The 14867-nt window shown below is 69.3% G+C and carries 14 protein-coding genes and 1 tRNA gene; 7 read left to right on the top strand and 8 right to left on the bottom strand.

The window, feature by feature from the left end:
• Window positions 1-20: 20 nt before the first annotated feature.
• The 3 genes from rdgB to ACYVO7_RS11170 all read left to right on the top strand — a co-directional run bounded on the left by rdgB (window position 21) and on the right by ACYVO7_RS11170 (window position 2031).
• Window positions 21-650 carry an RdgB/HAM1 family non-canonical purine NTP pyrophosphatase gene (gene rdgB, locus ACYVO7_RS11180; protein ID WP_460449895.1) on the top strand — a complete coding sequence of 210 codons (630 nt, stop codon included), beginning with the start codon at window positions 21-23 and terminating at the stop codon, window positions 648-650.
• Window positions 651-736: 86 nt separating this feature from the next.
• A complete protein-coding gene (locus ACYVO7_RS11175; protein ID WP_460449894.1) occupies window positions 737-1402 on the top strand; it encodes a hypothetical protein in 666 nt (221 codons plus the stop codon).
• Window positions 1399-2031: a TetR/AcrR family transcriptional regulator gene (locus ACYVO7_RS11170; protein ID WP_460449893.1), complete on the top strand. Its 633-nt coding sequence runs from the start codon at window positions 1399-1401 to the stop codon at window positions 2029-2031. Before ACYVO7_RS11175 ends, ACYVO7_RS11170 begins: the two co-directional genes overlap by 4 nt.
• A 99-nt stretch (window positions 2032-2130) precedes the next feature.
• Here ACYVO7_RS11170 and rpsA read toward each other — a convergent pair whose 3' ends face one another.
• From rpsA to aroA, 3 genes are all read right to left on the bottom strand, one after another.
• Window positions 2131-3849 (bottom strand): 30S ribosomal protein S1, encoded by a 1719-nt coding sequence (gene rpsA, locus ACYVO7_RS11165; protein WP_406855627.1) that lies wholly within the window; start codon window positions 3847-3849, stop codon window positions 2131-2133.
• Window positions 3850-4100: 251 nt separating this feature from the next.
• The gene (gene cmk, locus ACYVO7_RS11160) at window positions 4101-4733 is read right to left on the bottom strand and encodes a (d)CMP kinase (RefSeq protein WP_460449892.1); all 633 of its coding nucleotides are present in this window, start codon (window positions 4731-4733) and stop codon (window positions 4101-4103) included.
• Between the two features lie 11 nt (window positions 4734-4744).
• On the bottom strand, window positions 4745-6109 hold the full coding sequence (gene aroA, locus ACYVO7_RS11155; RefSeq protein ID WP_460449891.1) for a 3-phosphoshikimate 1-carboxyvinyltransferase: 1365 nt from the start codon (window positions 6107-6109) through the stop codon (window positions 4745-4747).
• Window positions 6110-6319: 210 nt separating this feature from the next.
• Between aroA and ACYVO7_RS11150 the strand changes: the two genes are divergently transcribed.
• Window positions 6320-6706: a TIGR02300 family protein gene (locus ACYVO7_RS11150; RefSeq protein WP_406855624.1), complete on the top strand. Its 387-nt coding sequence runs from the start codon at window positions 6320-6322 to the stop codon at window positions 6704-6706.
• Window positions 6707-6795: 89 nt separating this feature from the next.
• Window positions 6796-6871: transfer RNA gene (locus ACYVO7_RS11145), tRNA-Ala, on the top strand.
• Between the two features lie 153 nt (window positions 6872-7024).
• Here ACYVO7_RS11145 and ACYVO7_RS11140 read toward each other — a convergent pair.
• The 5 genes from ACYVO7_RS11140 to ACYVO7_RS11120 all read right to left on the bottom strand — a co-directional run bounded on the left by ACYVO7_RS11140 (window position 7025) and on the right by ACYVO7_RS11120 (window position 11738).
• Window positions 7025-7357: a hypothetical protein gene (locus ACYVO7_RS11140; RefSeq protein ID WP_460449890.1), complete on the bottom strand. Its 333-nt coding sequence runs from the start codon at window positions 7355-7357 to the stop codon at window positions 7025-7027.
• 249 nt (window positions 7358-7606) lie between these two features.
• Entirely contained in the window at window positions 7607-8455 is an 849-nt protein-coding gene (locus ACYVO7_RS11135) for an ABC transporter permease (protein WP_460449889.1), read from the bottom strand.
• A 22-nt stretch (window positions 8456-8477) separates the two neighbouring features.
• On the bottom strand, window positions 8478-9386 hold the full coding sequence (locus ACYVO7_RS11130) for an ABC transporter permease (protein ID WP_460449888.1): 909 nt from the start codon (window positions 9384-9386) through the stop codon (window positions 8478-8480).
• 1 nt (window position 9387) lies between these two features.
• Entirely contained in the window at window positions 9388-10464 is a 1077-nt protein-coding gene (locus ACYVO7_RS11125; protein WP_460449887.1) for an ABC transporter ATP-binding protein, read from the bottom strand.
• Window positions 10465-10586: 122 nt separating this feature from the next.
• Window positions 10587-11738, bottom strand: coding sequence for an extracellular solute-binding protein (locus tag ACYVO7_RS11120; RefSeq protein WP_460449886.1), 1152 nt, complete (start codon window positions 11736-11738; stop codon window positions 10587-10589).
• A gap of 423 nt (window positions 11739-12161) precedes the next feature.
• On the opposite strand from ACYVO7_RS11120, the gene ACYVO7_RS11115 reads away from it, so the two are divergent.
• Both ACYVO7_RS11115 and preA read left to right on the top strand, forming a co-directional pair.
• Window positions 12162-13535 carry an NAD(P)-dependent oxidoreductase gene (locus ACYVO7_RS11115; RefSeq protein WP_460449885.1) on the top strand — a complete coding sequence of 458 codons (1374 nt, stop codon included), beginning with the start codon at window positions 12162-12164 and terminating at the stop codon, window positions 13533-13535.
• Between the two features lie 10 nt (window positions 13536-13545).
• Window positions 13546-14862 (top strand): NAD-dependent dihydropyrimidine dehydrogenase subunit PreA, encoded by a 1317-nt coding sequence (gene preA / locus ACYVO7_RS11110; protein ID WP_460449884.1) that lies wholly within the window; start codon window positions 13546-13548, stop codon window positions 14860-14862.
• Window positions 14863-14867 lie beyond the last annotated feature (5 nt).

Here is a 14867-nt window from a genome sequence, read left to right as displayed (position 1 = left end):
AGATCGGACCGGAGGACGCCATGGCGCGCAAGCTGACCGGCAAGGTCGTGATCGCCACCCACAATCCCGGCAAGCTCCGGGAGATGCAGGAGCTGCTGGCCCCGCACGGGCTGACCGCCGTCTCGGCGGGCGAGCTCGGCCTGCCGGAGCCCGACGAGACCGGCGCGACCTTCGCCGAGAACGCCCGCATCAAGGCGCTGGCCGCCGCGCGGGCGGCCGACCTGCCCGCGATGGCGGATGATTCGGGGATCTGCGTCGCGGCGCTCGACGGCGCGCCCGGCATCTACTCGGCCCGCTGGGGCGGGCCGGAGAAGGATTTCGGGCAGGCCATGCAGAAGGTGGAGGCCGGTCTGCGCGAACGCGACGCCTTCGAGCCCGACCAGCGGCACGCCTGGTTCATCTCCGCCCTGTGCGTCGCCTGGCCGGACGGCCACACGGAGGACTTCGAGGGCCGGGTCGACGGCGCGCTGGTCTGGCCGCCCCGCGGCGACGCCGGATTCGGCTACGACCCGATGTTCCTGCCCGACGGCCACGCCCGGACTTTCGGCGAGATGTCGGCCGAGGAGAAGCACGGCCTGCCGCCGCACGGCCTGGGGCTGTCGCATCGGGCGCGGGCGTTCCTGCTGCTGGAAAGCGCCTGCCTGAACTGATTTTCGTTTCCGGCCTTTCCCACCGCCACGTTTGCGCCTCAAACAGACGACTAAATTTCAAACAGTCGTTTGAAAGAGGCCAGCCGATGATCGACCTGAACGCCGTCCTGTCCGCCAGCTTCGGGTTCGTCCGCAAGACCGCCGGCCAGGTCGCCTCCTCGGCGGCGGCGGCGCTCTGCGTGGCGGCGGCCACCCACGCCTTCATGCGGACGGATGCGCCGCCGGCCCCGCCCGCCATCGTCGTCCTGAGCGCCGCGCCGGCCATGGCGGCGTCCGAGTGGAGCGCCGGAGAGCGCGCCCCGGCCGCCCAGGCCCCGGCCTTCACCATCACGGGCGCGTTCCAGGGAACGTGGGACGGAAGCCGTCACGCGTTCCCGATGGACGGCGACCCCGCCTTCCAGGCCTCGCTGTCGCGACCCTTCGTGGCGCTGGCCTCCGCCGACTGGACAAGCGCGGCCGCCGAGCCCGCGACGGTCGCGGGAGCCAAGCCCAAGCATCCCTCCAAGGTCCAGTTGGCCAGCGCGCCCCTCCCCGCGGCGCGCCCGGCCCGGCAGGTCCCGGCGCCGATCACCATCGCGAGCGCCAGCCCCCCCGCGCCGAACGACGCCGGGACCGCCGCCCCTTCGCCGCAGCCGAGCGAGCCGCGCCTGTTCGGCTTCAGGACGCCGCGCCTCCTGCCCAGCATGGACGACGTGATGGGCGGCGTCAGCGCCGCCGCGAGTTCGCTGACGCGGCTCGCGACGTTCCAGTGACGGAACGCGTCAGCCGGGCGGCGGACTTCACCCGCCGGCGCCTGATCGAGGCCGGGCTGGCGCGTTTCGCGCGCCACGGCTTCGATGGCGCGTCGGTGCGCGCCATCGCCGAGGACGCTCAGGCCAACCAGGCCGCGATCAAATATCATTTCGGCAACAAGGACGGCCTCTACCGCGAGGTCCTGATCGAGGCCTTCGCCACCTTCGAGCGCTTCAACGCGCTCGACGGCGAGGCCCTGGCGCGTCTGACGCCGCCGCAGGCGCTGGAGGCGTTCCTACGCCAGAACCTGTCCGCCATCCTGAGCGCGTCGGACCTGCGCGGCCCACTGGGCGTGGTGAACTGGGAGATCGTCAACCGCACCCCCGTGTTCACGCAGGTGGTGGCGACGCGCAGGATCCCGGTGTTCGAGGCGGCCCGGCGGATCGTCGGCCTGTTCCAGCCGGGGCTGTCGGCCGAAGAGGCGGCGCTGACCGCCGTCTGGCTGGTGAACCAGCCCTTCATCTTCGTGCGCAACGCCGAGCAGATGCGCCATCCCCCGGTGAGCGTCACGCTCGACGAAGCCGGCGTGGAGCGGCTGGGGACCGTGCTGACGCGCCTCGTGAGAGGCGGGCTGGAGGCCAGGGCCTGAGAGGGCAGGACAAACGAAAGCCCGCCAGGATCGCTCCTGGCGGGCTTTTTCGTGCGGGGTCCGGCCGAGCCTGCGCCCGGCCGGATCAGAAGATGTGTCTTACTCGCCCTTCTCGGGCTTGTTGGCGCGCTTGAGGGCGGCGCCGAGGATGTCGCCGAGCGAGGCGCCGGCGTCAGCCGAGCCGTACTGGGCGATGGCTTCCTTCTCCTCGGCCATCTCGAGCGCCTTGATGGAGACCTGCACCTTGCGCGACTTGCGGTCGAACATGGTGACGCGGGCGTCGATCTTCTCGCCGGGAGCGAAACGCTCCGGACGCTGATCGGAGCGCTCGCGGGCGATCTCGTTGCGCTTGATGAAGGTCGAGAGGTCGGTGCCGACGATCTTCACTTCGAGGCCGGATTCCTTGACCTCGGTGACTTCGCAGGTCACGACTGCGCCCTTCTTGACGTCGCCAGCCGCAGCCGCGTCCGCGAAGGGATCGCCGCCGAGCTGCTTGATGCCGAGCGAGATGCGCTCCTTCTCGACGTCGACGTCCAGGACCTGCGCCTTGACGATGTCGCCCTTCTTGAACTCCTCGATGACCTGCTCGCCCGGACGGTTCCAGTCGAGGTCGGAGAGGTGCACCATGCCGTCCACGTCGCCCTCGAGGCCGATGAACAGACCGAACTCGGTCTTGTTCTTGACCTCGCCTTCGACCACGGAGCCGGCCGGGAACTTCTCGGAGAAGGCCTCCCAGGGATTCTGCAGGGTCTGCTTGAGGCCCAGCGAGATGCGGCGCTTGACGGGATCCACCTCGAGGATCTGCACTTCCACTTCCTGCGAGGTGGAGACGATCTTGCCGGGATGGACGTTCTTCTTGGTCCACGACATCTCGGAGACGTGGATGAGGCCCTCGATCCCCGGCTCCAGCTCCACGAAGGCGCCGTAGTCGGTGATGTTGGTGACGCGGCCGGAGAAGCGCGCGTTGACCGGGTACTTGGCCTCGATGCCCTCCCACGGATCGGCGAGCAGCTGCTTGATGCCGAGCGAGATGCGGTGCGTCTCATGGTTGATCTTGATGATCTTGACCTTGAGCTGCTGGCCGATGGTGACCACCTCGGAGGGATGGTTCACGCGGCGCCACGCCATGTCGGTGACATGCAGCAGGCCGTCGATGCCGCCGAGGTCGACGAAGGCGCCGTACTCGGTGATATTCTTGACGACGCCGTCGACGGTCTGGCCTTCCTCGAGGTTCGCGACCAGCTCGGAACGAGCCTCGGCGCGGGTCTCTTCGAGGACGGTGCGGCGCGACACGACGATGTTGCCGCGGCGGCGGTCCATCTTCAGGATCTGGAACGGCTGCGGCACGCCCATCAGCGGGGTGACGTCGCGGATCGGGCGGATGTCGACCTGCGAGCGCGGCAGGAACGCCACGGCGCCGTCGAGGTCGACCGTGTAGCCGCCCTTGACCTGGTTGAAGATCACGCCCGTGACCTTCTCGTTCTTCTCGTACGAGACTTCGAGCTTGACCCAGCTCTCCTCGCGGCGAGCCTTGTCGCGCGAGATGACGGCTTCGCCGAGCGCGTTCTCGATGCGGTCGAGATAGACCTCGACCTCGTCGCCGACCTCGAGGACGCCTTCGCGCCCGGGTCCGGTGAACTCGCGGAGGGCGACGCGGCCCTCGGTCTTCAGGCCGACGTCGATGACGGCCATGTCCTTCTCGATGGCGACGACCTTGCCCTTGACGACCGAACCCTCGAGGGCGTCGGCGGCGGAGAAGGATTCATCGAGCATCGCGGCGAAGTCTTCGCGCGAAGGAGATTTCAAGGCTGCGGACATGTGTTCTCCTGGGGCCAAGGGGCCCGGCGCCGGCGGTTTGCGTTACGATGCGCTCCGTCTCGCCGACGCTTCCGCGAGAGCGAAAGCCACCGCCAGAGGCGGGCCGGCGCGAACCGACGATCAGGAGCGTGGTTCCGTGTGCGATCCAGGCTCCGAAAGACGGCGCCAGAGGAACACGACAAAGAGGGCGCACCGGGGGCGCCCTTTCGTCCGGGACGAGGGTCTGAGGGGCTCCTTGCGGAGGGTCCGCCTCAGGCGGTCTCCCGCCTCGCAGCGTCGACGTGAGCGACGGCCGCCTGGAAGGCCTGTTCTATATCCAAATCGGTCGTATCGAGCAAGCGCGCATCGGCCGCGGCGGCCAGGGGCGCGGTCGCGCGGCCCGAATCGCGCGCGTCGCGGCGCCGGATGTCGGCGAGCACGTCCTCATAGGCCACCGTCTCGCCGCGCGAGAGCAGCTCGCGGTGGCGGCGGCGCGCCCGCTCCTCGGCCGAGGCGGTGACGAAGATCTTCACCGACGCGTCGGGGCAGATCACGGTGCCGATGTCGCGTCCGTCCAGCACCGCGCCCTCGGGCCTGTTGGCGAAGCCGCGCTGCCAGGCGACGAGGGCGGCCCGGACCGCCGGGATGGCGGCCACGACGGAGGCCGCCTCGCCCATGGCGCGCCCGCGCAGCCGCGTCTCGTCCAGATGGGCGAGATCGAGCGACTGGGCGGCCCTGACCGCGGCCGCGCCGTCGTCCAGCGCGTCGCCATGGTCGGTCAGGGTGCGGGCGACGGCCCGATAGAGCAGCCCGGTGTCCAGATGCGGCAAGCCGTAATGGGCGGCGAGCCGCTTGGCGAGCGTGCCCTTCCCGGATGCGGCGGGACCGTCGATGGCGATGATCATCGCGCTTCGCCTCAGGCTGTGAAGGACGCCCCGAGGCCCTGCATCAGGCTCTCGAAGGCGGGAAAGCTCGTGGCGATCATGCGGCGGTCGTCGACCGTCACGGGCCGCTCGGAGGCGATCCCCATGACCAGGAAGCTCATCGCGATGCGGTGGTCCAGATGGGTGGCGACCGTGCCGCCGCCGCGCGCGGCGCCCGCCGCCCCGCGCACCAGGAGGTCGTCCCCCACCACCGCGTGGTCGACGCCGTTCAGGGCGAGCCCGTCGGCGACGGCCTGCAGCCGGTCGCTCTCCTTGACGCGCAGCTCCTGCAGGCCGCGCATGCGGGTCTCTCCGGTCGCGAAGGCCGCCGCCACGGCCAGAACAGGATATTCGTCGATCATCGAGGGCGCGCGGCCGGCCGGCACGTCCACTCCGGTGAGCGCCGAGTGGCGCACCCGCAGGTCCGCCACCTCCTCGCCGCCCTCCTGGCGGCGGTTCTGCTCGACGATGTCGGCGCCCATCTCCTTCAGGGTGGTGAGGAGGCCGATGCGCAGCGGGTTCATCATCACGCCCTCGACCACGATGTCGGAGCCGGGCGTGATCAGGGCCGCCACGATCGGGAAGGCGGCCGAGGACGGATCGGCCGGCACCGCCACCGGGGCGGGGCGCAGCTCGGGGCGTCCTTCCAGGACGATGCGGCGGCCGTGCTCGCCTTCGGGGGTCACCGTGACGGTCGCGCCGAAATAGGCCAGCATCTTCTCGGTGTGGTCGCGGGAGGCTTCCGCCTCGATCACGACGGTGCGGCCCGGGGCGTTGAGCCCGGCCAGCAGCACGGCGGACTTGATCTGCGCCGACGCGACCGGAGTGCGGTATTCGATCGGGACGGGATCGACCGCGCCCCGGAGCGTGATCGGGCAGCGGCCGCCCTCGGCTTCGGCGAGCACCTGCGCGCCCATGAGGGTGAGCGGATCCAGGATGCGCCGCATCGGCCGCTTGCGCAGCGACGCGTCGCCGTCGAAGGTCGCCGTGATCCCGTGTCCGCCGACCACGCCCATCATCAGGCGCGCGCCGGTGCCGGCGTTGCCGAAGTCGAGCGCGCCCGCGGGCTCGCGCAGGCCGCCGACGCCGACGCCCTGGATGCGCCAGGCGCCCGGTCCCGTCCGCGTCACGGTCGCGCCCAGCGCCCGGCAGGCCTCGGCGGTGCGCAGCACGTCCTCGCCTTCCAGCAGGCCCTCGACGGTGGTCTCGCCGACCGTGAGCAGGCCGAAGATCATGGCGCGATGCGAGATCGACTTGTCGCCCGGGGCCCGGACCCGCCCCTGGAGCGCTCCGGTGCGGTGGGCCGTGAGCGGCTGGGGAGCGCCGTCATGGGCGCTGGTGGGGGATGAGCTGGACAAGGGTTCCCTCCCGAATGCGAGCCCGTCCGGGCGGGGCCGCAGGTAGCACACGCGTGGCGGCGCGTCACGCGCGGGGAGCCGCCGCGCGCCCTCGCGCAAGATTCGGCGCGCCGCCAAGGCGGCGCAAGGCTCAGGACACGTTGACAGCCGGGGATTGCGCGACTAACCGAAGCCCTCTCTCCTTTTGTTTTCCTGACAAGGCTGGTCCCAGTGGCGAAACCGGAACTCGGAACCAAGCGCCAATGCCAGAGCTGCGGCGCGAAGTTCTACGACCTGAGCAAAGACCCGATCATCTGCCCGAAATGCGGGACGACCTATGTGGCCGCCGCCATGGCCGCGCCGACGCGCGGGCGCGCCGCAGAGGTGGCGAATCGCGAGGAGGACGAGGACACGGACGAGGCGGCCGCCGGCCCCGAGCTCGTGTCGCTGGATGAGGTGGAAGCCGAGGAGTCCGGCAAGGACATCCCGGGCGACGACGTCGAGATCGAGGACGACATCGCCGAGGACGACGACACCTTCCTGGAAGAGGAAGAGGCCGGCGACGACGATGTGGCCGATCTGATCGACGGCGAAATAGAAGACGACGAAGAGGCTTGATACCGGCGGCGAGGGCGGCTATAGACCCCCTCGCCGACGCAACGCGGACGGCGCGCCGGGGCATCCCAAGCCCCCGGCCATCGGTGAGTGGGGCCATAGCTCAGCTGGGAGAGCGCTTGAATGGCATTCAAGAGGTCGGCGGTTCGATCCCGCCTGGCTCCACCAACCGGATCCTGGGCCGCCCTGCGGGGCCGCGATCATCAGGATCGATGAAGCTCAGCGGGACGACGCGTCGCGCGAGCGCCTTACGGTCAATGTCATCGCCAGCCTCGCGCGTTTAGCAGCCGAATCGCCGTCGCCGGGGGATCGCGCGGACGGTCAGCTCCGGGTGCCCTGCAGCAGGCTCTTTTCCGATGCGGGCGCGGGAACGGCGTCCGGCTTGGGCGTCGGCTGGAGCAGGCGCGCCTGCTGGGCGTAGCGGAACACCGAGCGGGTCAGGAGCAGCCCCTCGGCGAGGCCTTCGGCCTGCTCCTCATACTCGAAGTCCCCGGTGTCCAGGGCCTTGATCTCCGCCATCACCCGCGTCTCGAGATCTCGGAACGCGCGCGGATCGGGCTGCTCGGTTTGATAGGCGTCCAGCACGGTTTGCAGCGCGCGCATGACGGCCGCGATGGTAATCGTATCGATGGAGGTGAAACGGTCGTCGGACATGTCGCATCCTTTACTCGATGATGACTCTCCGAGACGAAAGCGCCTCTTGCGGGCGATTGACGGCTCGTCGGTGGCGCTCGGCATCGATCTTGATTTTAAAGTGATCGATAGAACAGCACTTGGAAAGCAATCACAGGTTGTATCGCGCGCTGCAAAAGGGCGCGACTGTGCGATTTCAGGCAAAGCTGAGTCGGACAGTGAACAGCCTGTTAAGCTCTGGCCCGAAAGGCATGCAGCTGGACGCAACTCTCAGGCGAGTTGAAGCTCCTGCATGCCGGCCTGCTCGGACCGGCGCAGCGCCTCCCGCTCCCGGGCCTGCTCGCGCCTGCGCATGATCTCGTAGCCGACCGCGCCCAGCACGGTGACGAGGATCAGGATCAGGCCGAGCGCATTGACGGCCGGGGTGAGCCCCGTGCGGACCTTCGAGGCGATGTAGATGGTCAAGGTCGTGTCGGTGCCGCGGGTGAACAGCGTCGTGTTGTAGTTCTCGAAGGACTGGAAGAAGGCCAGCACGGCGCCCGACAGGATGGCGGGCCTGAGATGCGGCGCCAGGATGCGGCGGAACACCTGGGTGTGGCTGGCGCCGAGATCGAGCGCGGCCTCCTCGAGGCTGGAGTCGAAGCGCTGCAGGCGCGCCAGCACCATCAGCATCACATAGGCGATGATGAAGCTGGACTGCCCGATGGTGGCGAGGTGCAGACCGCCCTTGACGCCCAGCCTGTCCCAGAAGACCAGCGTCGAGATGCCGATGATGACGCCCGGCGTCAGCAGGGGCGACACCATCAGGGCGTAGAGGAAGCTGCGGGCGCGGGCGTGCAGCCCGTTGAGCACCACCGCGGCCGCGACCCCCATGGGCACGGACACCACGATCACGGCGACGCCGATGATGAAGCTGTTCTTCAGCGCGTTCCACATGCCGGCGTCGTTGTAGAGCGCTTCGAACCAGCGCGTGGTGAAGCCGGTCCAGGGCGTCACCGTGGGAAAGCGGCTGGTGTTGAAGGTCGCCACCGCCATCACGACGAGCGGCACGAACAGGTAGAGCAGGAACAGGCCCAGATAGACCTGCAGGATGCGATCCGAGGCGCGTTCCGACCGCATCCGGCGGCTCCCTTGGGTTGCGCTACTTGGCGATTTCGGTCAGCCCCACCCGGAAGAGGCGCATCATCAGCAGGATGAAGGCCACGCACAGGCCGAGCAGGATGAAGGCGTAGGCCGAGCCGCGCGGCCAGTTCTGGGCCTCGAAGAACCACTGGTAGATGGTCTCGGTGAACCAGCGGGTGCCGGGCGAGCCCAGCAGCGCCGGCACCACATAGGAGGAGGCGGCCAGCACGAACACCATGATGCACCCCACCGCGACGCCCGGCTTGGCGTGCGGCAGGACGATGCGCCAATGGATCCGCCAGGTCGGCGCGCCGAGGTCCCGGGCCGCCTCGATCTGGTTGCGGTCGAGGCTCTCCAGCGCGTTGTAGAGCGGGAACATCATGAAGAGCAGGAAGGCGTAGGTCATGCCGATCAGCACGCCGGCGCTCCCCGACAGCCAGCGCACCGGCGCGTCGATGAGGCCGAGGCTCTTCAGCGCCACGTTCAGCGGGCCGCTATAGGCCAGCACGATGTACCAGGAGAAGGTGCGCAGGATCTCGTTGATCCAGAAAGGGATCACCAGGATCAGCAGCAGGAAGGCCGTCCGCTCCGGCGGGGCCACCTTGGCGAGGTAGAACGCCACCGGGTAGCACACCACCAGGCAGATGAAGGTGACCAGGCTCGCGCCCCAGATGGTGCGCAGGAACACCCGGAAGTCGTCCGGAAACTCCCAGGCCGCGAGGTCGACGCCGCGGAACAGCGCGGCGTAGTTCTCCAGCGTGTAGTGGTCGTTCGGCCCGCCCATCTGGGTGACCGGCAGGTTGGGATGGAACGAGTTCTCGACCATCACAAAATAGGGCAGGACCACCATCGCCAGCACCCAGACGGCGACCGCCGTCAGCATCGCCAGCGTGAGACCGGTCCCGTAGCGGCGGAAGAGCTCGCTCATCTCAGCCCTCCCGGGCGGCCGGGAGCACCACCGCGCTCTCGGGCGAGAACACCAGCGAGAGCTCGACCCCGGGCGTCAGCGCCGGCAGCGCGCCGTCATTGGCGACCTGGACGATGATCTCCCCATCGGCCGCGCCGCGCAGGAACAGATTGGCGAAGCTGCCCTCGAAGTCGACGTGGTCGATGCGCGCCGTGAGCCGGTTCGCGCCGTCCCCGCCCATGCGCAGCCGCTCGGGCCGGACGAAGACGGTGCCGGAAGCGCCCGCCTGCAGGGCGGGTCCCGCACGGCCGACCAGCGGACCGGCGGGCGTGTCGACCCGCGCCAGCCCGCCCTCGACGGCGTCGACCCGGCCCGTGAACCGGTTGCTCTCGCCCACGAAGGTGGCCACGAAGGGCGTCCTGGGCGCGTCGTAGATCTCCGACGACGTCCCGACCTGCTCGATGGAGCCGCGCGACATCACGGCGACGCGGTCCGACATGGTCAGGGCCTCGCCCTGGTCATGCGTGATGTAGATGAAGGTGACGCCGGTCCGGCGCTGGATCGCCCTCAGCTCGGCCCGCATGTGCTGGCGCAGCTTCAGGTCGAGCGCCGAGAGCGGCTCGTCCAGCAGCATCACCTTCGGCTCGACCGCGAGGGCGCGCGCGATGGCGACGCGCTGCTTCATGCCGCCCGAAAGCTCGCTGATGCGCTTGTCCGCCGCGTCCGGCATGGCGATGAGCTCCAGGAGCTCCATGGCGCGCTTGCGCCGCTTCTCCCGGGCGACGCCGCGGACTTCCAGGCCGAAGGCGATGTTCTCCCACACGCTCATGAGCGGGAAGAGGGCGAGGTTCTGGAAGATGAGGGCGGTAGGCCGGTCATTGGGGCCGATCCCGGCCATGTCGCGGCCGCCGATGCGGACATGCCCCTCCGTGGGCTGGGTGAAGCCCGACAGGATCCGCAGGATGGTGGTCTTGCCGCAGCCGGACGGTCCCAGGAAGCTGAAGAACTCGCCCGCCCTCACGGTGAGGTTGATGTCGCGCACCGCCGTGAAGTCGCCGAAGCGCATCGTCACGTTGTCGAGTTCGACGTCCTGGCTCATGACTCACCGGCGCGAGGGGAAGGCGGCCTGCGCCGCCATGCGGCTTCGCCGCCCGGAGGCCCGCCGGCAGCGCGGCGGACCCCCGGGTCATTCGGGTTCGATGGGGGCTGAAGCCGGAGGCCTCAGGCCGACATGAACTTCTTGGCGTATTCGGTGCGCTTGGTGATGAACCAGGACGGCTGCGCCGGCCACCACCAGAGGTTCTTCAGCGCGTCGCCCGGATAGGCGCTCTGGAAGAACTTCTTGGAGTTGGCGTCGGCGAGATCGACGGCGCCCTTGGACGTGGAGTTCGCCCCATAGGCGGCCGCCCAGGCCGCGCCGCCCTCCGGAGAGTTCATCCACTGCATCCAGGCGTAGACCTGCTCGAGGTTCTTGGCGCCCTTCAGCAGCACGAAGTTCTGCAGCCAGCAGACGGTGCCCTCGACCGGCGCGATGTAGCCGATCGGGAAGCCTTCCTTCATCAGCGCGGAGGCGGAGGTGTCCCAGCACATGCCGACCGTGCAGCCATTGGTGCGGAACGCGCCCTGCGCCTCGTTCTCGTTGGACCAGAACTGGGCGACGTTCTTGCGCTTGGAGAGCGCGAATTTGAGGATCTCGTCGTAGTTCGCGGTCATCTTGGCTTCGTCGGAGAAGCTGTCCTCGAACTTGAAGGGCAACTTGCCCTGGGCCGAGAGGCCGCGGCCGATCGCCACGAGGCCCGAATGGCCGCGCAGCGTCAGCTTGCCGGCGTATTTGTCGTCGAACAGGTCCATGAGGCTGGCCTTGCCGAACGTCATCGGCGCCTCCTTGGTGTGGAAGGTCAGCGATTCGCTGCCCCACACGGAACTCGCCCCGTAGCGCTTGCCGTTGACGATCATGGCGTTCGCCGCGCCGCCCTGCAGGAAGGCCGGATCGACGCCCTCGATGCCCATGCGCTTCTCGTCCCAGGGCTGGACGAAGTCGTTGTCGGTCCAGCTCAGCAGGCGATCGGAGGTCGGCTCGGAGATGTCGAAGGCGCCGTTGGTGGCGGCGCCGGTCTTGGCCTGAGCGACCATCTCGTCCTGGCTGCCATAGCCGGTGAAGTTCACCTTGATGCCGGTCTTCTTCTCGAACTGGGCGAAGACCTTCGGGAACTCGTCGTAGCCGGCCCAGCCGATGAAGTTGAGCACGCCGGAGGAGGCGAGCGAACCGCGGATGATGGCCGGCGACGCCACCGCGAGGGCGGCCGCGGCCGCGCCCGTCTTGATCAGCCCGCGGCGGGAAATCAGCCCGGCTTCGTTGTCAGTTTTCGTCATGTTCGACCCTCCGGATGACGGCGTCGGCTTCGCCTCGGCCCAGCGTCCGAACCGGACGCATTTGTTGTTTATTGACGACACTTTACGGAGCCATGACGCAAAGCGGAAGCGGCAAACTCGCCCTCCGCCCGGCCGCCATGCGGCGCTCCCCCGTCCCCTCGTCACGCCCCGATCATGGCGGCCCCCTGCGGACGCGCAAGGGCTCAGCCGAAGCCTGAAGCGTAGGGTCGGCCCTGCGGGGCGCGGCCCGGCATTGCGACCGTCACTTGTCACATTCCGACAGCCGCCGCCCGGAAACTGCGTAAACTCGCGGCAGGCCGGCTTCGGGGCGGCGCTTGACAGTTCGCAGGCGCGGCCTCAGCCTGACCAAACGGTCAGGATTGGACCCGCGGCCGCGCGCGTCCGGCGAATGGGAGGGGAACCATGAGCGCCCACCGAAGCACCCCGGGCGTCGCAGCCGGGCGGCTGTCCACGGCCGAATACGCGGCGAATTTCGGCGACCTCCATCCGCCGCTGGACCGGCACGAGGCGCATGTCGAGGCGGACCGCTGCTATTTCTGCTATGACGCGCCCTGCCAGAACGCCTGTCCGACCTCCATCGACATTCCGCTCTTCATCCGCCAGATCCAGACCGACAATCCGATCGGCTCGGCCGAGACGATCCTGTCCGCCAACGTCTTCGGCGGCATGTGCGCCCGGGTCTGCCCCACCGAGACGCTGTGCGAGGAGGCCTGCGTCCGCAACGACGCGGAAGGCAAGCCGGTGAGGATCGGCCTCCTGCAGCGCTACGCCACCGACATCCTGCTGGCCCAGGGCCATCAGCCCTTCACCCGCGCGCCCTCCACGGGCAAGCGGGTCGCCATCGTGGGCGGCGGACCGGCCGGGCTGTCCTGCGCGCATCGGCTGGCCCAGGCGGGGCACGAGGCGGTGGTGTTCGAGCATCGCCCCAAGCTGGGCGGCCTCAACGAATACGGCATCGCGTCCTACAAGGCGCCGGACGACTTCGCCCAGCGCGAGGTCTCCTTCATCCTGTCGCTGGGCGGAATCGCGGTCGAGACCGGGAAGCGGCTGGGCGAGGGCCTCGACCTGGCCGAGCTTCGCCGGGATTACGACGCCGTCTTCCTGGCCATCGGCCTCTCGGGCGTGAACAGGCTCGGGCTGGCGGGCGAAGGCGCGCTCGCCGGCGTCAGGGACGCGGTGGACTGGATCGCCGAGCTGCGGCAGACGCCGGACCGCTCGACGCTGCCCGTCGGCCGCAAGGTCGTGGTGATCGGAGGCGGCATGACGGCCGTGGACGCCGCCGTGCAGGCCAGGCGCCTGGGCGCCGAGGAGGTCACCATCGCGTATCGGCGCGGGCAGGACGCCATGAAGGCCTCGACCTATGAGCAGCAGCTCGCCCAGACCAGCGGGGTCACGATCCGCACATGGGCGGCTCCCGTGGCGCTGACCGGCGACGGCGGCCGGGTGACGGGCGTGACGTTCGAGCGCATGGCCGAGGCGGACGGGCGCCTGGCCGGGACCGGCGAGCGGTTCACGCTGGCCGCCGACATGGTGTTGTGCGCCGTCGGCCAGGCGCTGACGCCGTCCAATCTCGGCGGCGCGGACGTGCTGGCGCTTTCGGGCGGACGGATCGTCGTGGACGCGCAGCGCCGCACCAGCGCGCCCGGCGTCTGGGCGGGCGGCGACTGCGTCGCCGGCGGGCAGGACCTCACCGTGACGGCGGTGGAGGACGGCAAGCAGGCGGCGATCTCGATCGACCGTCACCTGACGGGCGCCCTGGCCCACGCGGCCGAGTGAGGGGGACACCATGGCGGATCTGCGCACCGACTTCCTCGGAATCAAGTCCCCCAACCCGTTCTGGCTCGCCTCCGCGCCGCCGACCGACCGCGAGGTGAACGTCACCCGCGCGTTCCGGGCGGGATGGGGCGGGGTGGTGTGGAAGACGCTCGGCTCGGAGGGGCCGCCCATCGTCAACGTCAACGGGCCGCGCTACGGGGCGATCCACGGGGCGGACCGGCGCCTGCTGGGCTTCAACAATATCGAGCTGATCACGGACCGGCCGCTGCAGGTCAACCTGCAGGAGATCAAGGCCGTGAAGAAGGCCTGGCCCGACCGGGCCATGGTGGTCTCCCTCATGGTGCCCTGCGACGAGGAAAGCTGGAAGGCGATCCTGGCGGCCGTCGAGGAGACCGAGTGCGACGGCGTGGAGCTGAATTTCGGATGCCCGCACGGCATGTCGGAGCGCGGCATGGGCTCGGCCGTCGGACAGGTGCCCGAATACATCGAGATGGTCGCCCGCTGGTGCAAGCAGCACACCCGCATGCCGGTGATCGTGAAGCTGACGCCCAACATCACCGACATCCGGTTCCCGGCGCGCGCGGCCAAGCGCGGCGGAGCCGACGCGGTGTCGCTCATCAACACCGTGTCGTCGATCATGTCGATCGACCTCGACCGGATGGCCCCGACGCCGACCATCGACGGCAAGGGCTCGCATGGCGGCTATTGCGGCCCCGCCGTGAAGCCCATCGCCCTCAACATGACGGCCGAGATCGCCCGCGATCCGGAGACCCATGGCCTGCCCATCTCGGCGATCGGCGGCATCACGACCTGGCGCGACGCCGCGGAGTTCATCGCGCTCGGCGCCGGGACCGTGCAGGTCTGCACCGCCGCGATGACGTACGGGTTCAAGATCGTCGAGGAGATGACCGCCGGCCTTTCCACCTGGATGGACCAGAAGGGCTATCGCAGCCTCGACGACTTCCGCGGGATGGCCACGCCGAACGTCACCGACTGGCAGTACCTCAACCTCAACTACGTGACCAAGGCGAGGATCGACCAGGATCTCTGCATCAAGTGCGGCCGGTGCCACATCGCCTGCGAGGACACCTCGCACCAGGCCATCGCCAATAGGGTGGACGGCCGGCGGATGTTCGTCGTCAAGGACGAGGAATGCGTCGGCTGCAATCTGTGCGTCGAGGTCTGCCCGGTGCAGGACTGCATCACCATGGAGGCGATGCCGCCGGGCTCGGTGGATCCCCGCACGGGCCGCACGGTCCAGCCCGGCTACTCCAACTGGACCACGCATCCCAACAACCCCACGGCGGCGCCGCTGGCGGCCGAGTGAGCGGA

It is taken from the genome of Alsobacter sp. SYSU BS001988, from assembly GCF_054796215.1.
Note: the sequence above shows the minus strand (reverse complement) of the source record. Positions and strands in the feature narration are given on the sequence as shown.